Below are 20,003 nucleotides of genomic sequence, written 5' to 3'. Positions count from 1 at the left end.
ACGACAGTCAGGGAAAACGCCATGCCCTACCAGCTAAGAAGCGCCAGCCTCACCAATTACGTCGAAGTAGCCCGCTCGCTGGGCCTGGAGCCGTTCGCCTTCCTGCGGGCCGCTCGCATCAGCCTTGCAGCCCTGGTCGATCCCGATATCCGGATTTCCGCGGCAGCCGTGTCCCGTTTGCTGGATGTGTCAGCGCAGGCGGCAGGCGTGGAGGATTTCGGGCTCCGCATGGCCGAGACACGGGAACTTGCCAACCTCGGCCCCCTGGCATTCGTGATGCGAGAGGAGCCGACCCTGCGACGTGCGCTGGAATCGATGGTCCGGTACCTGCGCCTGCAGAACGAGGCCATCGCAATGCGTATCGATGGGGCGGACGGCCTGGCGACCATCCGGCAGGAAGCACTGGCCGGGCTTTCCGGCTCGCTGAGACAGTCCTCGGAATTGGTGGTCGGTGTCCTGTACCGCGTGCTCACGCTGTTCCTCGGTCCCAGGTGGAAACCTCGAAGCATCTGTTTCACCCATTCCGCGCCAGCCAGTACCACGACGCACCTGCGCGTCTTCAAGATGCCGGTGCTGTTCAACCAGGAGTTTGACGGCATCATCTGCGACGCGTCCGACCTCGACGCCCCGCTTCCCTCCTACGATCCGGCCATCGCCCGCCAGGTGCGGCAGTATCTCGACGCGATGCTCGCCCGGTCCGAGGACAGCATGGCGGACAAGGTGAGACGGCTGATCATCGCCTTGCTGCCGTCGGGAGCGTGCTCGATCGACCGGGTGGCGGAGCACCTCGGCATGGATGCGAGGACGGTGCAACGCCGCCTCGCGAGCCAGGGCGAGCGCTACTCCGGGCTGCTGAACGCGATCCGGATGGATCTCGCCGGGCGATATATCGAGAATCGCGAACGTCCCCTTTCGGAAGTGGCCGTCCTGCTTGGCTTTGCCTCGCTGAGCGCGTTCTCACACTGGTTCACCGGCCAGTTCGGATGCAGTGTCTCGCAGTGGCGAACCCGGGATGCGATTGCGGAGCAGGCGGGGCGCATGCCAGAGCCTCGATAAGGACCTGCTCCCGTGGATGCGTCGCCGCTGCGCACGATGCTCACGTACCGGGCTCCGGTCCTGTTCGCGTATAACGTCTTGTCCCAGCTTCAGTCGGTGCAGGCTAAACTTGCGTCACGCCAGATTCTTGACAAGAGTCGCTCGCTGTCGCACTCGCTGATCTTCTCCGATTCTCTAATCCCAGCGCCTTCGCCTTCTGGTTCAGAAAGCACTTTGGCAAGACCGTGTCGAAGTGGCGGCAAGCTTCGAAAGCCGCGGAAAGTCCAGTCGACCCGAGGCCGAACTTCTTCAGACGTCGGACATTGAACCTGCCACTAACATAGGTGGCTGATTGTCGCCCTAAACGGCCGTTAGGACCCGTCAGTGTTGAACGTCTCAGGTGGGTTGATGGCGGCCCGAAGCCAGTGCGCGCCGAGAAGATTTTCGCGCATCGTGCGTAAGGTCAGGGACGGCACTGCGCGATACCGGCGCATCGACGTGCAGCTTGCCGCGCTCTGCCTGCGAACTAAGGATGCTCTGCACAATTAGCCGGCGGATGTGCTTGCAATGAATCGTCGAGCCAGCGAGCATGTAGCGCATGAAGCAAACTGACCTTGGACTGAACTTGTCGACCAAGCGCACCCGCAAGCGCGAATTTCTGGACGAGATGAACCGCGTGGTGCCGTGGGCCGATCTGGTGATGCTGATCGCTCCGTACGCCCCGGAGGGCAAGCGCGGCCGTCCCCCGTTCGCGGTCGAGGCAATGCTGCGCATCCACTTTCTTCAACAATGGTTCGGCCTGTCGGACCCGGCGATGGAAGAAGCGCTGCACGACGTGCCGCTGTATCGGGAGTTCGCCGGGCTGGACAACTGGACGGTGAGGCTGCCCGACGAGAGCACCATCCTGCGGTTCCGTCACCTGCTGGAGAGGCACAAGCTGGCCGCTCAGATTCTCGCGCTGGTAAACGACATCCTTCGCGACAAGGGATTGATGCTGCGCGCGGGCACGGTGGTGGACGCGACGCTGATCAGCGCACCGAGTTCGACCAAGAATGCGTCGGGCGAACGCGACCCGGAGATGCACCAGAGTAAGAAAGGAAACCAGTGGTATTTCGGCATGAAAGCGCACATTGGCGTGGACGCCGAAAGCGGGCTGGTGCACACGGTGCGGGGCACGGCTGGCAACATCAACGACGTGGTTGAGGCCAACAGCCTGCTGCATGGCGAGGAAACCGACGCGTTTGGCGATGCGGGTTATCAGGGCGTGGAGAAGCGTCCTGACGCGCGGGCGGACGTGAACTGGCACGTGGCGATGAAGCCAGGCAAACGTCGCGTTCTGGACCAAAGCAAACCGCTTGGCGCGCTCGTCGATCAAGTCGAGCGAATCAAGGCGGGCATCCGGGCCAAGGTCGAGCATCCGTTCCGGGTCATCAAGCGGCAGTTCGGCTACACCAAGGTCCGCTATCGAGGGCTGAGGAAGAACACCGCGCAAGTCATGACCTTGTTCGCGCTGTCCAACTTGTGGATGGCGCGCGGCAAACTGCTGGCTGCTGAGGCATGAGCGCGTTTCAGGCTCATGCCGATGCCTCGCGCGTAGCCCGCGAGTGCTGCTCCGCGCGTGCCAGACAGCTTCGCCCCGGGCTGACAGGTTGGCGTCGTGGCGCATTCAGCTTCCTGTTAAACGGCCAAGCACACTCGATTCGCGTTTGTGCAGAGCATCCCTAATGGCCCCGTTTGAACTCCCTAGTCGCCTGCGCAGCGGCTTTGGCTACCTTGAGCAACTGCTCGCGGTACTCCGCCGCATAGGCTTTCATATCAGGCGGGTATAGGGTCGCGGGGTTTTTCGATGACCACTCGGGATAGAGGAAGGTGGCATAGTAGTAATACGCCGCTTCGAGCGCCGCATCGAAGGACGGATAGTGTGTCGGCTTGGCATCGAGGTCGTGATGTGCAGCCAGTTGATCGCGATAGTCCTTCATCGCTGAGTGATACTCCTCCCACTCCCTGGAACTCTTGCCAACCGCCGCGAGGAGGCCATCGCGGAAAACGTCATGCCGATCGTTGGATACGAGCTTGGTCCAATGAGTGTCATCTGATCGATTACCGAAGATCTTGCACCACTCGATAAGGCCATAGTCGAGCGACGCGCCTCGCATCACTCGCCAGAGGTCCACACGCGTATCGGGTATCAATTCGTAAAGCACCCGTTGGAGCAGAACAAGCCGGACGGATGACCAAACGATCTGGATATGCATTTCAACCGGATGAGCTTGCTGCATGGTCACCCCCCTTTTTTAAGTATCAAGCATGTCCCACTCGTCACCGAGAATCCAACGCAGCGCGGACAGCTTGCCGTTGATCATTCCCCACTCGAAGTCATCCCACGGACCGAGGTTCTCGATGCCCACCTCGTCTTCGGTCTTCTTTGCCGAGGCGAATGCGCCAGCCCAGATGCTGTCGAGTATCTGGTCTTGGCGGTATGGGCTCCTGCTGTAATTTCCCTCCGGCACGACTTTGACCTTGCCTGTCTCGATCTCGTGGCGAAGATTCCAGTGCCGGTTGTACCAGACCTGCTGGAACAGCAGATGCTGGGCCTCGAGGATCTCTGGAAGCCGCCGCGCTTCCTGCGAGTAGTTGAACTCGAAGTCGTGCTCACCGAGCAGGTCGGGGCTGTGATCCTTCAGGAACTCAACCATCGAGATCCAGTAGGATGACTTCGGCGCATCGAACAGGTGCAGGAGGTCAGCGTGCGCCTTCCGAAAATCGCCGTTCGCATCGCTGAAGTCTTTCGTGTTGTGTGTGATGAACGCACACGGTTTGGGCTCGCACGCGCCCGCGCCCGCACCCGCGACCACATCGACGTACATCTCGACGAGGATGGCGTCTCCCACGCTGTTCTTCGCACGGTGATACGGAGCCTGCTTTGCGAGCGCGCGCTCGGTGACGCGCTGCTTGACCGCGTCGCTGGTCGCGAGTGCGGGCGCACGGCGCAGAAGTCTGTCGATACGCTCGATCGAACCGCCTACCGCATCACCGTCAACGCCGATCTGGTGGTCGACCTCGTTGAGGCCCGCCAGCAATTCGCCTTTGCGTCCGTCTTCACCAAACTGATTCAAGCGGTAGTCGGACTGCTTGCGGCCGCACTGTGTGCGCCGGTCTTGGCCGAACGCGGTCATCCACTTAGGAAAAGCCGATGGCTGTTGCAGACCAGAAAGCGGTCAGCAGAGTTGGCGGAAGCCCGCGCGCAGTTCGCTCAAGCGACCATAGTGAACCTCGCGCCTGAACCTGAGAGAGCCTTGAGCGCTCTGGGTCACTGATTGACGGTCTATTTCAACGCAGACGGCCTGCGATTCATACTTGGGCGCATTGCCGAAGGCACTACTGACCGGGCAACGAAGGGGCCGCGCAGTGGTTCAGACTGAAGCGGATAGCCGATGGAGGTGCCAAATGAATCGAGAGCCCTGCCTTTCTCGAGAAATTGTCGCTTGCAATTGGCAGGCGCCGTCGCCAACTCTCCAATGAGTTGCTACGAGACAGCAGTTTTCCTATGAGGGCAGTCAGCCTGTCCTGGCTTCCACTGACAAGAACTCTGCCCGTACATCGGCAGCCAGGCGCATCAGCAGCGGTGCCAACCGCAGCACTGCCTCCGATAGCGGAACCTTCGTCGACTGGCTGACGTTCAGCACGTGAATCGCGTGCGCTCCGAGTTGCAGGGGCGTGGAGACTGCCACGACCTCCGGCTGCCAGCCAGCGGCGCACCAGCCATGCTGTCGGACATGCGTAATGGCCTCGCGGATTTCCGCTTCGAGCGTTGGCGAGCTCGCGAAGCGCGCCTGGAAGTCCGCCATCAAGGCAGTGCGCTCGCCCTCGGATGCGGCCGCCAGCCACGCCCGCCCCAGGGAAGTCAACGCCATCGGCACGCGCTGCCCCGCCACCACGCTGCGCAGGGAGGCCCTGCGGCTGTAGCGGATCGATTCGAGGTAGACCATCTCGTCGCGGTCGGCCATCGCCAGGCCGACGTTCAGGTGCTCGCGCTCTGCCAGCTCCCGCATCCGTGGCGCAGCGACTTGCAGGATGGCGGAGCCGCTGCGCATGGCGTGCGCGAGGCTAAGCAACGGCACGCCGAGGCGGTAGGCACGCAACGCGGTGTCGTATTGGAGGAAGCCGGTATCGACAAGGCTCTGCGTCAGCCGGCTGACGGTCGAACGGGGCAGTCCGGTACGCTCGGCGAGTTCGCTATTGCCAAGGGTCTCCGAGCCCGGCCGGAAGGCGCGCAGGATCTCGAGCCCTCGCTCCAGCGAACGGTTGGCCAGCAGGCTGGCCGGGCGGCCGCGCGCCCGGCGACTTGCATCTTGCGCATCCAACGTCTTCCTCCCGCGGGCTTGCCCTCAGGGCGCGATCACGGCCACGCCGTCCGCCGCACGCACGCCTTTTCCGGCTGGCAGGACGAAGAGCGGATTGATCTCCGCCTCGGCGAGGCGGGCGCCCATTGCCGCCGTCATGGCCGAGAACGCCACGATAGCATCGGCGAGTGCTCCCACGTCGGCCTTCGGCCGGCCGCGATAGCCGTCAAGCAGGGGCCAGGTCTTCAGGCAGTGGATCATGTCCAGTGCCTCTGCATGCGTCAGGCCTCCGGCTGGCGGCAACAGGCGCAACGTCGTGTCCTGGAACAGCTCCGCCGTGACGCCGCCCATGCCAAGCAGAATCGCGGTGCCGAGGGCGTCGCGGTGCATGCCAAGAATCAGCTCGACGCCACCGGACACCATTTCCTGCACCAGGAAGCGCTCCGGCGCTTCACCCGTGTGATGCCGCACCGCCTCGCGCATCACCTCCAGCCGGGCGCCTGCCTCCGCCGGCGCGACGCCCACCGCTACCCCACCCACATCGCTCTTGTGCGTGATGGCGGACGACAGAATCTTCAGCACTACCCGGCCACCCAGTTCGCGCGCGGCAGCATCCGCTTGCGCTGCGTTGGCAACTTCCCGTTCGCGGACCCCGGGTACTCCGAAGCGCGCGAAGAGTTGCTTGGCCGCGGCCTCGTCCAGCGGCCCCGCCGGCAGATCGGAGGTATCCACCAACGAAGACGCAGGGACCGCGTCTGCGTCGTCCGGAAGCCGTTGGCGCGCCGCCAGCATGGCCGCGAACGCTACTGCGCAACTCTCCGGCGCGCTGAAAGCCGGCACGCCACTGCGGTTCAGCACGGCCGCCACTTCCGGCGCGTGGGGACTGACGTAGGCCAGCACCGGCTTGTCGCTCTCCGGCAGGCAGTCGTTGATGGCATCGGCCATCAGGTGCGGCATGGCCAGGCCGGACGAGCCGACGATCACGGTCACCGCGTCGTACGACGGGCTCGCGAGCAATGCACGGATCGCGCCGCGCAGCAGATCTGGCTGCAGGCCGGCCAGCGTCACGTCGATGGGGTTGCGGTCCAGCGCGGCGTGGTCGCCCTTTTGCAGGGCGCGCAGCCGCTCGGCCGTCACCGCATCCGGCGGCGGTGTCTCGAAGCCGGAAACGCCGAGGCTGTCCGACACGAGCGTGCCAGCGCCTCCAGTCGACGTCAGCACGGCGATCCGCCGACCCTTCAGCACGCGTCCGGTGGCAAGTGCGGCAGGGATGTCGATCAGGTCAGAGAACTCTTGCGCCCGGATCACGCCAACCTGCCGGAACAGCGCATCGTACATGCGGTCGGCGCCGGCCATGGCGCCTGTATGCGACACAGCGGCGCGCGCGCCGGCCTCGGAGCGGCCGATCTTGAATGCCACCACGGGCTTGCCGGCCGCGGCCGCCTTCAGCGCCGCCGCGCGGAATTTCTCAGGGTGCCGCACGCTTTCGACATACAGCGCAATGACCTGCGTGGCCGGGTCGTCAGCCAGATAGTCGATGAAGTCCGCAAGGTCGAGGTCCGCCTCGTTGCTGGTCGACACCAGCTTGGACAGGCCGACGCCCCGCGCCGCCGCACGCGACAGCAGCGCACCCAGGATGCCGCCGCTTTGCGACACCACGCCGACGCCGCCCGCCGGGAACCGCTCCATTTCCAGCGCGCCGCTCGCCGAAAGTGGAATGCTGTCCGTCACATTGACCAGCCCGATCGTGTTCGGACCGAGCAGGCGCATGCCGCCGGCCGCTTCGACCAGTTCAGCCTGCCGCCGCGCGCCTTCCGCGCCGGTCTCGGTATAGCCGCTCGCCAGTACGATGGCCGCCGCCGTGCCGCGAGCGGCCAGCTCGCGAACGGCATGGTGCGCCCGCTCTGCGCCAGCTAATGAGGTTTGCGCTTGATGTTGCACAAGCCAACGACTTCGGTTTTCGCTACGCGGGAGAGATGGGCCGATTCAAGTCGCGTTTTCTCTCGTTTTGCACCTTTCCTGGCGCGCTTTGCGCGCTCAGGACGGATTACGCCCCTATGGGGCCAACAACAGCTTCCTGGCGAGCACCAGATTTGCCAGACCAAACAGGCTGAACAATTGCGCGGTGTTCTTGAGCAGGCCCTTGTAGCGAACCTTGCGATGACCAAACAGATTCTTGATGACGTGGAACGGATGCTCGACCCGCGCCCGAATCTGGGCCTTGGCCTGCTCCACGGCGAATAGCAGGTCCTTGACTGCACCATCAGGCATCGTCTTGATCCTGCCGCGCTTGACGGCCACCTGCCACTTCACGGACTTGCTTTGCATCTCCTTGCGCTTCCGTGAACTGTAGTAATGTTGGTACGTTTTCGTAGTAATGTTGGTACGCTCCGTGGGCTGTGCCGGTTTCGTCTCTCACGACTCAAGTATTCTCACTGCAGCAACTCAGGCAGCAACGCGACAACTTGCCGTTCGGCCTTCATCGCAGCAACGAGCTGGCGGCTTTGCCGTTCGACCCGCACTACCCTTTCCGCCAGCATCATGAGGATCTCTCGCGAATGCTCATGCTGTTCGACAACGTCAAAGCCGCTGAGCCAACGCACCACTCCGGTCAGGGGATGCAGAGGTTTGCACCACAGCGCGTTGGGATGTCGACAGCCGTTCCAGTGCATCGCGGCGAGCAGCCACGCCACGGCGTTGACTTGAGCGGCTGCAACCTTGATGTTGGGCTTGTTCGGATCGAAACGTCGAACGGCGCGACGAATCATTATCCGTTGGCGACGCGGCACGTTTGCCCACGCCCGGCGCAGCAATAATCTCGTCAAATGCTCGCTGTCGTGCAGCAACGCACTCGAATCGCCGTAAGCCATCGCCTCGTAGGTCCAGTCGCTCGAGGCACGGGCCTGATGGCGCCAGCTGCTGGCGATAGACGCTCGGCGCGCCAAGAGTTGGCGCCAGTAACGAATGAGTTTATCGCGCTTACTCGTTGGCGGTGGCTGAGAAGCTGCCCGTTTGCGCGGTATCGGCACGTACGCGGGGTCGGGCTCAGACAGCTCCAACACAAGGATCGGCAAGACCATGGCCTATACCTCCTGTCGTACTCTCCGACGTGCCCTGACTCTCACACTGCTCTGGGCCTCCGCTTGCCGTTGGGCGGCCCAACGCCTTGAAATGGTAGGTCTGCTCGGCGGACTAACGCCTGCCGCTGCGCATCGCTTCCGGATTTCGACGCAGAGCTCGAGAAGAGGATGCGTGAGATGACGCTGTCGTGGCAGCCAATCGGTAAGCACGTTACTCACGATCTTTTTGACCGGCGCTGCTAGATGCCGCTCCCCCGCCTTGGGACCTGGGTCATGACGTATCAACGCGCTCGCCACAGGTGTTGCAGATCGCTATTTCCGCCAATGGCGGTCACAATTTTGCCAATATCGAGCTCCAAGCGCCTTTGCACGCCCTTGCGCTGACGCTTGCCAACCTCACGGAGCAGCGCAGTCAAGTTGCCACAGAGCCGTAGCGTGCATGGCGTAAGCATGTTCAGTCTATGGCCTGGGACGTGGCAGACTGTCGTGTGAGGATCTAGCCAGTCCCGCTTCCAGCGAGGTGAGAAGACGTCGAAGGGATTCAGCACAAGGCAATCGAAGCAGTATGGGAGCCGATCTCGATCTGACACCCACGCCGTTGGCGTTTGAAGGGCTTCCAACCTTGGGACGCCAACATGCGTCAGCAGCGCGAGGCGAATCAATGCCTGCCCGTCCATCGGCGGGAATAGAAGCCAGCCAGCATTCGTCAACGCTGGAAACGCACCAAAGCCGCCAATCTGCCACAACTGGTCAACCCTGATCTGATACCTCGCCGCCAGGCGACCGAGCCAACCGCCAAACGCTTCATCATCGAATTGGCGCGGAGCAACGGGCCAAGGTCTGACGCTCTCAGGAGACCAGGGTCCGCGCGGCATTCTCGATGTGACCCAGGCCGATAGCCTCCTGCCCATCGCGGATCGCTAGTTCTGCGGAAACGGTCAAGACGCGCGAAACTTCCCCTGTCAGCCCCCCACTTGCTATCAGAATGGCATGTACCATCTCTCGCCGTGCGAGATTCGACGGACGTCGAAGCGGCAAGATCATCTCGAAGGCGGCAAGAAGAGAACGAAATGCCTCCGTTTCTTGCCATCTCGGCACCTCGAGACGGGAGAATCGACTGACCATCTGGGGATCCGTTTCGAGGGCCATGACGGCGTCTTGCGTGCCGACCAGCACAACAGCAATTTTCAAGTCATTGGCGAGGAACTTCAATAAATTTAAGGACGCACGCTGTTCCCGATAATTGCCGGCAAGCAGATGATGAACCTCGTCAACGATCAGCATGCGCGCCGAGACCTTTCGAAGCAGTGCGCGACTCAGATTCTCAAGCGCAGATAGTCTTGCCGCCGAGTTGAAGGGGGCGCCCAGTTCAAAGAGCAATGAAGAATAGAAACGCGACTGATCGGGTGTCGGCGGCATCTGCATGGCAACAATGCTTCGCAACTCGACGCCCTTCTCTTCGTCATACTCAGGTGGATGACGACGCTGGAACTTCGAAACAATCTGTGTCTTACCAATGTTGGAATCTCCGTGCAGCAGTAGGCACGGCATACGCTCTCGCTGAGGTGTCTGCAGGAGACGCTCGAGAATCTCCAATGCTTGGGTAGCGCGCGGGTAGTCTATCCAATGGCCACGTGCCAAGCCTTTAATTCTGACACCGTCGTCGCACAGTGCCAGTTCTCTGGCGGCCGGGAGTAAGTGGGTCAGCAGCGCGCGCATCGCGACTACAGGAGCTCCACACTGAACACTGGGGGCGGCTTGTTGTAATCCAGCGCAGGCTCAGACTGCTTGTGCAACGCGTCTGCACGCACCGTGCTTGACGCCGCACCAATAATCTGAGGCGCCAGTTCCTTCAGCGCCTCGCCTTGACGGCCTGCCCCCAACGTTTGCGATCTAGCGCGGGAGACAATCCGACGTTGCTCGTCAATCGCTGCAAAGACCTTTGCTTCTGTGATGAACTCTTTCCCTTGTGATCGTAAGCGCCGTAACGCACTGCGTTGCTCCCACAATGACACTCGGCCACGGCGCAAGTCTGCAAATGTCGCCTCAACGTAGTGTTTTCCGTCGACGCTGACAAAGATCCTGGAGAGATCCTCGGGGTGGTACCTTGCAATAACTTTTTGCTTTGTCGCCCGCCAGGCCGCGAATATCGGGTGCCAGTATCGGAGGTAGAACAGCGTCAGCCCATCTGACTGCACGGTCCGATAGGTCATCGGCAAGAATTGGATGAGGAAACGCAGGGGTTCAGGCGCCGCATTGGGAAGTGCGCGTGGGGGCGTCTTCCGACTTGCCATGGCCCACTCCGAAAACGGTGTCGCTCCCTGCAGCCCGTGGTGGGCGTTTTGGTGATAGCGTTCGCCAATCTCGAGAACTAGCCACCGCTCAAATTCCCGGATCGTCAAGGAGGCTTCCTTTTCCGGCGGCCTGGCCTTGCGCCCCTTGGGTGACGATCCAGTCGATCCGGGCAAGCTATGGACACGTTCCATGACGGTCCGCATCAAGCGTTCGATATGCCCCCCAAAGTACGGCCGTCCTGCAGGTCGATACATCAGTTCAACACCATACTCCCGACACCCCGATCGCAATGCCCTGCTCTTGAATTCGGCCGCATTATCGAGGTGAAGTAGCTGTGGAAGACCGTGCATGGGCCAATCAACACTCACATCGAGGCTGGCGAGCCAGCCGTCCTTCGGCAGGACAACGCGGGTCAACAGCAACGCGACCGTGGCCGCGTTGGGGCGGTCCATCCCGACATAGATGCCGACGACGCATCTGGTCGAAACGTCGAGGGCTATGCTCAGCCATGGCCGGCCAATTGGGCGTCGACTAGCATCATCGACCAGCATCAAGTCGGCCAGCGTGTGATCAATCTGCACAATGTCCATCGGACAACGCGCGACAAGATGGCCTGGGGGAATCTCAGAACCCGGCAGCGTTGCGAGCCTAAGAGCTTCTTCTTTTCGATGGGCGGCCCAGCGTCTCGAAATGGTGGACCTGCTTGGCGGACTAACACTGGCCCCTGCGCATCTCTTCCGGATTTCGACCTCAAGCTCGAAAAGCGGATGAGCGAGATGACGCTGTCGCGGCAGCCAATCGGTCAGGACCTCACCCACGATTTCCTCGACAGTCGCTGCTAGACGCGGCTTTCCCACTTTGGGACCTCGGTCATAAGGTATCAACGCGCTCGCCACAGGATCTGCGAGGAAGCGCCGGCGCAGGTGATAAACCGTAGCCCAATGGATTCCAAGCAATTTTCCAGCGATCTCAGCTTGCTTTCGCGAGAGCTGCGCCCTCCCCAACGGACGTAGGACCCTCGCAATCGCCAGTTCGCGCTTCGTTGCAATCCTCATCCCCATACTCGAGACCGTGGTCTTACCCACACTAGGCGATTAAATGAACGGTCGACCCAAGCAAGCGGAATTTGTGAACGTGGAGGCCCAGAAACGCGTTGCTTACGAACAACGGTGGTAGACGTCACAACGGAGCATAAATCCCTTATCGTGAACTGTAGTAATCGCGGGTCTTCCGCAATTTGTGTGACGACGGCAAACTCGCGTGGAGGACCTTGTCACGTTTTTCCCGCCCCACTACCCACCACTCCTCTTTCTGATTAACGTCGGCGAGCGTGAACTGTAGTAATCGGTAATCGTGATACCCCGGCGTAGTAATGTTGCTCCGCGCGCTTAATCCCATAGAAAGTATCATCTTTACTTCCGCAGTTCTGAGAAATCGTGTCCCCTTCTCGACTACTCTCACTCTGCGGCAAGGCCCACCTCGCATTCGGTTCTCGACTGTGATTGCAGCCTTATTCAGGCATGTTTCGCGCGAACGCTCCTTTTTATCAACCAGAGCGAAGCCGCATAGGTCAGAGCGAAAAGTAGTAAAGATGACACGAAGTGACGGACCCGCGATCGTTTCAGAATTACTTCTCGCCTCACCAAAGTGCCAGGATTACTACTCGAAAAATCGTCGCAATGTTGATACGGGCGTCAACACAAAAATTTATAACTTATTGATTGATATAGCTTCGTTCTCAGCCCCTTACGTAGCATCTTTAGTACTCTTCACGCCAGCGACACTTCGCAGGGCCGCTCGGTGGGAAAACAAAGCGCGAGGCCTTGTCGAGCGTCCCCGACGCCCCTTGGGGCATGGTCGCCAGCAGCGTTTGAGCTTGTATTCTTATCCTCGTCCTCCAGCATGGCGCGCAGCGCAGCCGCCGTGGGGCGGGCATCGGTGATGGCCACTCCCTGTTTTTCTGAATAATTTCGACGCGCCCCCGCCAGCCGCGGTCCATGACGAGGCGCCACGCCATCAGATTGGCATCGGCGCCTTGAGGCGCCATGGCCGGTTGCGGGGCGGGCACGCGAGCGACCGGAAAGGGGGGAGCGTTACGGGATCGGCGAAGTAACTGCGAGTTCGGCAGTTCGACGTAGTCTCATGAATGCTGAGCATTCATAGCCTTGACTGTCTTTCAGCAACTGTCGAAGGGAATACTTATGGACGAAATCCAAATCAGAGCCTTTTGGCTGTGTGATTGCTCTTGCGCATGGTGAGCAGCGCTCGCGCGATCCTTGATCCTCAACCCCTCCTTCAAAGAGGTTCGTCAAACCATTTCGTGATGAAAGACCAGCTGAAGTCTGCCCGCTTTCGCGGGGGGTGATGTTGCCTTGCGGCGCAACCCTATCCGTCCCATTACAGGACGGCCTTCGCTTTCTCAGTCCTCCTCTATCGCACCGCCCTGCCCGGATGGACAGCGATACGGACTTACCGTGTTCCACATTGTGTTTGCAAGAATGGAGTAGGTTCAGTCTGTCCACCGGTAAGGCGTCTGTCCGTGTTGCCCCATATTTCCTCTGTAATAAAGATAGTTGTGACCGTTCAGATACCTTAACCTTGCCATCCAGCCTAGCGCCCCATCCGCATTGACACTCGCAGATGCGCCTCGGTCTCGCGACTTTGGCGTGACTGACGTCGGGCTACGTTGTCCCGATGGCTTCACACGGGGCCGCTACCAGCCCCGCATGCACCGGTAGCCTGACGGAACGCCCGGTTTCCTTCCTCGCTTGTGAGGTGGTGAAGCAAGAAATAACGCGACCTCACGTCGCGCAAAATAATTTACATTGCGTTTATATCAGCATTTTGAGCCCGGTTCGATGTGACGCTCATTGAATTTTGTTATAGATCAAGCACTTAGCGCCCCCAACACAGATGGGACCGGATGGCGAGGGACATCTGAGGGAGTCCTAGGCAGTTCTGCGCTTTCCGGCTATTGGACCTTCCTACCGAGAGGTGCCTGGACCGCCCAGCGGACCAAAGATGATCGCCATCTCAGATCGAGGTGCGGTGCGCATGCTCCGTTTTTACTTACCATTATCCGAATAATGGTAAGGCAATGTACTGGCTAGATATAATGGGTCACATCTGGCTCGAGAGCCCGCCGCTGGTCCTGCCCGGTGATGCGCCAGCCGGCTACCTACCTCCGCCGTGGCCAGCCATGACATCTGCCCAAACTGCCCCGCCAATGGATACCTTGCTCTCGCCGAATGCGCTGGCTAGCCCGGTGCTGCCGGGTGGGCTCTCCGACGCCGAGCTGGTGCGCGCATGGATCGACGCCAAGTCCGCAGCGGGCCTTGGTCTGCGCGCCAGCACGCGCAGTCAGTACGAACTCGAGGCGCAGCGCCTGCTGTGGTATGCGCATGCGCTGGGCCGACCCATCACCAGCTGGCAGGTTACCCATGCCAGCGACTATCTTGCCTTCCTGCGTGACCCGCCGGCGCACGCGGTTAGCGACGCCAGGGCGCGTCGCGGCAGCGCGGCTTGGCGGCCGCTGCGTGGCCCGCTTTCCGAGGCATCGCGGCGCCAGAGCGCAGTTATCGTGGGCGGCCTGTTCGACTGGCTGGTACGGATTGGGGCGCTGCGGATCAATCCGTTCGCGTCAGTGCCGCGCGTGCGCGCTGCCACAGGGCCGGGCTCTCAGCGGCGTTTTCTCGAACTGGAACAGGTCGCCGCGGTATTCGAAGCGATCGAAGCGCGTCCGGCGCCGACACGATGGGCGCAACTACACCAGGCGCGCGACCGCCTGCTAGTTGCGCTGCTGTTCCAGACGGGACTACGCGCCTCCGAGGTGACCGGGCTGACGTGGGCGGATTTCGAACGCCATCCTGGCCGGTCCGGTGCGTTCTGGACCGTACGCATCCGTCACGCCAAAGGTGGCAACGATCAACTGGTGCCGTGCGACAACGCGATGGACGAACTAGCGCGGTGGCGCCGTTTGGTGGGATTGCCGCCGACGCCGAGTGCCACCGACACCATGGCGGTCATCCCGGCGATCGCCAGCGGGCGGCTGCGCGCCGCACCGCTGGCCGATACGGTTGAGCTCCATCGAAAGCTGAGCCAGCCGCTGCGTACGCGCCAAGGGATCTACGCGGTCGTACGCGCGGCATTCGCCGAAGCGGCCGACCGCCTGGAGCGAGGGCGCCGTAGCGAGGAAGCGGCCCGACTCCGGGCCGCGTCGACGCACTGGCTACGGCATACGCATGCCACACATCTGCTACGCGCCGGCGTACCGGTAACCGACGTGCAGCGTGCCTTGCGGCACCGGGACATCAACACCACGCGGCGGTACACCCACGAAGCGCTGGAAGACGTAGCGCATGCGCTAGCCGGCAAAATTCCAGGCGTCGCGTAGAGTGCTAGTCGAGAGCACTCGTGCGCTCTCTCCCCGTGTGCCGCTGACTTATTCAACTGTCTATGAAAGGCAGTGAAGAACCAGGGATGAAAACCCTCGTTGGTATGGCCCAGTGAGCAAGCGATCCACGGCGAATGTGCCCAAGTCAGACTGAGCAGCATACGCGCCATGAAGCCGGGGCCGGGGTTCACCGAGATCGACATGCAGTTGCCCGCCCGGCCGTCGCACCTAAAATTCTTACCGAAATTCCCCCGCGACTTTATGGCTTGGGCATCAAGCGGAATTGATACCGGCCTCGCTCAATGCGGGAGGGCGATACTAGGGCCGCCCCAACTTGGGAACGACACGAATGCCGCTCGTCAGCTTCCCGAACTGGGATGGTCGGTGAGTCGCGCCAAGCAACGTCGCAATTTGGGAAGGTCGGTGGGCCGCGCCGGGCAGCGTCCAAAATAGGGAAGGTCGGCGACCCGGGTCAGACACCGTCCAACTTGGGAAGGTCGGCGACCCGGGTCAGACACCGTCCAACTTGGGAAGGCCAGCGAGCCGTGCCAGGCACCGTCCCAACTTGGGAAGGTCGGCGGGCCACGCTTGGCAGCGTCCCAACTTGGGAAGGCCGACGAGCCGCGCCGTGTAGCGTCCCAACTTGGGAAGGTCAGCGAGTCGCGCCGGGCAGCGTCCCAACTTGGGAAGGTCGGCGGGCCGCGCCTGGCACCGTCCCAACTTGGGAAGGTCGACGAGCCGCGCCAGGTACCGTCCCAACTTGGGAAGGTCGACGAGCCGCGCCTGGCACCGTCCCAACTTGGGAAGGTCAGCGAGCCGCGCCTGGCACCGTCCCAACTTGGGAAGGTCGACGAGCCGCGCCAGGTACCGTCCCAACTTGGGAAGGTCGACGAGCCGCGCCAGGTACCGTCCCAACTTGGGAAGGTCCGCGAGGTGCGCCTGGTAGCGTCCCAACTCGGGACGGTCCGCGAGCTGTGCCTGGTAGCGTCCCAACTTAGGACGGTCCGCGAGCTGTGCCTGGTAGCGTCCCAACTCGGGACGGTCCGCGAGCCGTGCCTGGCGGCGTCCCAACTTAGGACGGTCGACGAGCTGTGCCTGGCGGCGTCCATCCTGGGAAGGTCTACGAGTCGGACCCGGCGGCGTCCCAACTTGGGAAGATCCGCGAGCTGTGCCTGGTAGCGTCCCAACTTGGGAAGGTCGACGAGCCGCGGCCCGGCGCTGTCCCAGCTTGGGAAGATCGGCGCGCCGTGCTTGGCACTATGCCAACATGGGAAGGCCAACGAGCTGCGCCGGGCACCGTCCCAACTTGGGAAGGTCAGCGAGGTGCGCCTGGTAGCGTCCCAACTTAGGACGGTCGACGAGCCGTGCCCGGCGGCGTCCAACCTGGGAAGGTCTACGAGTCGGACCCGGCGGCGTCCCAACTTGGGAAGATCCGCGAGCTGTGCCTGGTAGCGTCCCAACTTGGGAAGGTCGACGAGCCGCGCCTGGCGGCGTCCCAGCTTGGGAAGGTCAGCGAGCCGTGCCGGGCAGCGTCCCAACTTGGGAAGGTCAGCGAGGTGCGCCTGGTTGCGTCCCAACTCGGGACGGTCCGCGAGCTGTGCCTGGTTGCATCCCAACTTAGGACGTCGACGAGCCGTGCCCGGCGGCGTCCAACCGGGGAAGGTCTACGAGTCGGACCCGGCGGCGTCCCAACTTGGGAAGATCCTCGAGCTGTGCCTGGTAGCGTCCCAACTTGGGAAGGTCGACGAGCCGCAGCCCGGCGCTGTTCCAACTTGGGAAGATCGGCGCGCCGTGCTTGGCACTATCCCAACATGGGAAGGCCAACGAACTGCGCCGGGCACCGTCCCAACTTGGGAAGGTCTGCGAGCCGTACTTGGCACTGCCCCAACTTGGGAAGGTCGACCCGCGTCGCCCATGCTCTGCGTTCGACAAAAAAAAAGCCCGCTCGAAGCGGGCGTGGTTACTTGTAGGTGTACCTACTTGGGCTGGTGGTGGAACGATTCGCTGATGAGCTGTCGGATTTGCGTCTCCAGGGCCTCGGACAGAACCCCAGCTCTAATCTTCACCGTGAAGCCGTTGACGTCCTTCGTAATGGAACCAGCCTGTTCCCTGCCGGAAAAGAACTTGTCAATACTTCGCTCACTCGCGGAACTTGGCGCCGATGCGCGCCGGGTGGCGAGTGCTTTGATAGCGCCAGCGACTTTCCCTTGCTCCATCTTTCCCGATGCTACGAGCGGCCAAATCTCTTTCGCAGCATCGTTGCCAGCTTCACCATACTTCCGAATCGTCGTGACAATAGCTTCGGCCGCGCTTCCGCCGAGCAGCCGCGGTTGAAGGTCGAGATCCTGCAAAACGAAATCCGGCAACTGCGCGAAGCTAAGGAATCGATAAAGACCGCTCTTGGACAGGCCAAGCGCCTCTGCAAGTCGCACGCGGGACGGAAATTCCTTCTCCGTGCGCCGGACCGACAGCGCGATTTCATAGTCAGAAAGGTCGTCGCGACTGATATTCTCGACCATGGCGAGCACCGCCATATCCGCATCAGAACACTCCACGACCACGGCCTTGACGGTATCGAGCCCAAGCATTTTGTGGGCGCGCCACCGGCGCTCCCCAGCCACAATCTGGTAGCCGGATTCACCGCGGCGTACCACGATCGGCTGCATGAGTCCCACCTCACGAATCGACTCTGCAAGCTCCGACAGCTTGGCTTCACTAAACACGCGCCGGGGCTGCCATGGATTCGGCACGATCTCGGCGACAGCGAGTTGCGACGCGACGCCGGCTGCCTCCAACTCCTGGACACGGAGTTGCGCAACGGCGAGCGCCCCGGTAAGGCCAGGCGCCGTCTGGGTCCGCTCGCTACGCTTGACTTCGTCCTGCTGAATCGCCGAGGTCTTGCGGATGCCCGCCGTCTTAGCCAGCAGCTGTTCTCGCATATTGCTCATTGCGCGCTCCTCCATTTTTCTGCATAGATTTCATCCAACCACCGGCAATAATCCATAATCGGCTGACGCACGCGCTGCAGCGACTTGGCCGCGCTATGCGTGCTACTCACGTCGAACACTGTCGAGAATGCCAGCGCCCCGGTGCTCATCACCGAACTCGCCGGCACCTCGATCGAATGCAGCCACTTCTCATAAGCGCTCTGCGCCCAGGCACGCACAATGGGTGCCGACGAGGTGCGCCCATAATCGACCTTCGAGAGCAGCAACGAGACGAAGTCGTATTTCTTGTCGGCTTCATACTTGATGAAGCTTTTGGAGACGTCTGAAAACAAGCGCCAGAACGACAGCGAGCTGATGAAGTCGAGGTTCTCAGGAACCATCGGCATGACCATCGCGTCTGCCGCCAGCAAGGCGTTCAGGTTCATGTAGGAAAGCGAGGGAGACGTATCCATGAGGATATAGTCATAGTGCTTGCGCAACGGCTCTAACCCTTCCCTCAGCACCGTCCAGAAGCGAAAGCCAGGCTTGATTTTCTGCATCGCGGGCAGATGGAACTCTGCCCCAATCAGTTCGGTATGCGCAGGGATCAGGTCAAGGCCATCCCAATAGGTTGACTGGATGCTTCCCTGCAGTCCCCCCTCGATTTGCTGGTCGTAGATATAAGGCAAGACCGTGTCTTCTGGCGTGACATCCTTCTCGGCGTACAAGCCACACAGTTCCGAGAGTGAGGCCTGAGGATCCAGGTCGACAACCAGGACCTTTCTGCCACGTAATGTCAGCCCCTGAGCTAGGCACATAGTCGTGGTCGTCTTTGCCGAGCCGCCCTTGAGCTGGGCGGTAATAATGATTTTTCCTTCGGGCTCTCGCGTGCCTGTGACCAACGGCGTCTGGTAAATGTCGGAGACCTTCTGCACCCAGATGCGTGCCTCCTCGAGCGTGAAGGTTCGGGTACGCCCAGTACCGGCAGCCTTTCCGGGTGGCAATTCGCCGTCTCCCTTGGTCGCGAGGTACTGAACTTGCGAGTGGGAGATGTTGCACAGGTCTGCAATCTCCCCCGTCTTGAAAATCGGTGCGGTTTTTCGCGGCCGCGGTGCGAGAATCGTCTCGCGAAGTTCGTCTGTAAAAATGGTGACCTTTTCCGCGAACTGGGATATCTGCTCTAGCGGTACAGTTCGGTCGACTGCTGGAAGTTGGCTCGTTTTCACCATTCTGAGGTTTATCCGGATAACTCGATAAAGCTCAGAATACAGGAAACACTTGAGCAACGGCTCATAAATCGCTGTTTTTTAACTAAAGTTTCTTTGAAAACAACGATTTTGCCTAAATTTTAGGCAACCTCTGGACGTCTTGGGGTTCACATGATGGCTTTGGAAAGCCGTGCGACATTCCTCACCTTATAAGCAAAGCCAAAAGGTGGCACAAATGACCTCACCTTCAACCTGTTCATCGCCGTCGCCACCGGCCAAGGTGAGGTCGATTGTGCCGTTCGGCAGAACTGGAGAAGTGAACTTGGCGAACTCTAGCACAATGAACCTCACCTTCGTTCCCTCCCAGTACAAGGTGGTCGGACGTTTGGTGTGGGGAGGGCACCTCTTAAGCACAATCCACCTCACCTTTGCACGACCCATACAAAGAAAGGCATGACGCAAAAGCAGAGATGGTGAGGTCCTTTGTGCTGCTTTACAGCATGGATTAGCGCTGGAGCCTCATCACGTCGCAGTGACGACGATTTTCAGCCGTCAAGAGTGGAGCGGGGTGCACCTGTCCGCCGATGCACAATGGACCTCACCATCCTTTGAGCGGCGAGCCCCTTTGCCTGGGAGCGGCGGTGAGGTTTGTTGTGCCCTCCACCTATCTAATAGTCAGCACAAGAAACCTCACCTTCATCTCAGGCACAAGGAACCTCACC

The 20,003-nt window shown here is 61.1% G+C and carries 14 protein-coding genes and 1 pseudogene; 3 read left to right on the top strand and 12 right to left on the bottom strand.

All coding sequences use genetic code 11. The features are described 5' to 3' along the window. Window positions 1-21 precede the first annotated feature (21 nt). The gene (locus tag CupriaWKF_RS31720) at window positions 22-1,056 is read left to right on the top strand and encodes an AraC family transcriptional regulator (RefSeq protein WP_276104026.1); all 1,035 of its coding nucleotides are present in this window, start codon (window positions 22-24) and stop codon (window positions 1,054-1,056) included. Between the two features lie 375 nt (window positions 1,057-1,431). On the opposite strand, the gene CupriaWKF_RS31715 is transcribed toward CupriaWKF_RS31720, so the two are convergent. Next, window positions 1,432-1,635 carry a hypothetical protein gene (locus CupriaWKF_RS31715; RefSeq protein WP_276104024.1) on the bottom strand — a complete coding sequence of 68 codons (204 nt, stop codon included), beginning with the start codon at window positions 1,633-1,635 and terminating at the stop codon, window positions 1,432-1,434. Here CupriaWKF_RS31715 and CupriaWKF_RS31710 point away from each other — a divergent pair. After that, complete coding sequence (locus CupriaWKF_RS31710; protein WP_276099037.1) at window positions 1,634-2,596, top strand: IS5 family transposase; 963 nt, start codon at window positions 1,634-1,636, stop codon at window positions 2,594-2,596. The two genes, CupriaWKF_RS31715 and CupriaWKF_RS31710, sit on opposite strands and share 2 nt — an antisense overlap. Window positions 2,597-2,756: 160 nt before the next feature. Here the strand turns inward: CupriaWKF_RS31710 and CupriaWKF_RS31705 are convergent, their stop codons facing one another. The 9 genes and pseudogenes from CupriaWKF_RS31705 to CupriaWKF_RS31665 all read right to left on the bottom strand — a co-directional run bounded on the left by CupriaWKF_RS31705 (window position 2,757) and on the right by CupriaWKF_RS31665 (window position 11,343). Continuing rightward, the gene (locus tag CupriaWKF_RS31705) at window positions 2,757-3,314 is read right to left on the bottom strand and encodes a hypothetical protein (RefSeq protein WP_276104023.1); all 558 of its coding nucleotides are present in this window, start codon (window positions 3,312-3,314) and stop codon (window positions 2,757-2,759) included. Window positions 3,315-3,329: 15 nt separating this feature from the next. Further along, a complete protein-coding gene (locus tag CupriaWKF_RS31700) occupies window positions 3,330-4,211 on the bottom strand; it encodes a PIN domain-containing protein (RefSeq protein WP_276104022.1) in 882 nt (293 codons plus the stop codon). 381 nt (window positions 4,212-4,592) lie between these two features. Beyond that, entirely contained in the window at window positions 4,593-5,399 is an 807-nt protein-coding gene (locus tag CupriaWKF_RS31695; protein ID WP_276104021.1) for an IclR family transcriptional regulator, read from the bottom strand. A 24-nt stretch (window positions 5,400-5,423) separates the two neighbouring features. Beyond that, entirely contained in the window at window positions 5,424-7,319 is a 1,896-nt protein-coding gene (locus CupriaWKF_RS31690) for an acetate--CoA ligase family protein (RefSeq protein ID WP_276104020.1), read from the bottom strand. Between the two features lie 114 nt (window positions 7,320-7,433). Next, window positions 7,434-7,718 (bottom strand): annotated as a pseudogene (locus tag CupriaWKF_RS31685) (transposase); the annotation flags it as partial. Window positions 7,719-7,810: 92 nt separating this feature from the next. Then, a complete protein-coding gene (locus tag CupriaWKF_RS31680) occupies window positions 7,811-8,458 on the bottom strand; it encodes a hypothetical protein (RefSeq protein WP_276104019.1) in 648 nt (215 codons plus the stop codon). A gap of 281 nt (window positions 8,459-8,739) precedes the next feature. Next, window positions 8,740-9,333 (bottom strand): TniQ family protein, encoded by a 594-nt coding sequence (locus tag CupriaWKF_RS31675; RefSeq protein ID WP_276104018.1) that lies wholly within the window; start codon window positions 9,331-9,333, stop codon window positions 8,740-8,742. Beyond that, on the bottom strand, window positions 9,308-10,177 hold the full coding sequence (locus CupriaWKF_RS31670) for a TniB family NTP-binding protein (protein WP_276104017.1): 870 nt from the start codon (window positions 10,175-10,177) through the stop codon (window positions 9,308-9,310). Before CupriaWKF_RS31670 ends, CupriaWKF_RS31675 begins: the two co-directional genes overlap by 26 nt. A 5-nt stretch (window positions 10,178-10,182) precedes the next feature. Then, window positions 10,183-11,343 (bottom strand): transposase family protein, encoded by a 1,161-nt coding sequence (locus CupriaWKF_RS31665; protein WP_276104016.1) that lies wholly within the window; start codon window positions 11,341-11,343, stop codon window positions 10,183-10,185. Window positions 11,344-13,952: 2,609 nt separating this feature from the next. Here CupriaWKF_RS31665 and CupriaWKF_RS31660 point away from each other — a divergent pair. Next, on the top strand, window positions 13,953-15,146 hold the full coding sequence (locus CupriaWKF_RS31660) for a site-specific integrase (RefSeq protein ID WP_276104015.1): 1,194 nt from the start codon (window positions 13,953-13,955) through the stop codon (window positions 15,144-15,146). A gap of 1,976 nt (window positions 15,147-17,122) precedes the next feature. On the opposite strand, the gene CupriaWKF_RS31655 is transcribed toward CupriaWKF_RS31660, so the two are convergent. Beyond that, on the bottom strand, window positions 17,123-18,094 hold the full coding sequence (locus CupriaWKF_RS31655; RefSeq protein WP_276104013.1) for a ParB/RepB/Spo0J family partition protein: 972 nt from the start codon (window positions 18,092-18,094) through the stop codon (window positions 17,123-17,125). Next, window positions 18,091-19,302: an AAA family ATPase gene (locus CupriaWKF_RS31650; protein WP_276104012.1), complete on the bottom strand. Its 1,212-nt coding sequence runs from the start codon at window positions 19,300-19,302 to the stop codon at window positions 18,091-18,093. The genes CupriaWKF_RS31655 and CupriaWKF_RS31650 overlap by 4 nt, the downstream gene beginning before the upstream one ends. Window positions 19,303-20,003 lie beyond the last annotated feature (701 nt).

The organism is Cupriavidus sp. WKF15, from assembly GCF_029278605.1.
Classification (GTDB): domain Bacteria; phylum Pseudomonadota; class Gammaproteobacteria; order Burkholderiales; family Burkholderiaceae; genus Cupriavidus.
The sequence above is the reverse complement of the archived record's forward strand: the minus strand, read 5'-3'. Positions and strand labels throughout refer to the sequence as shown.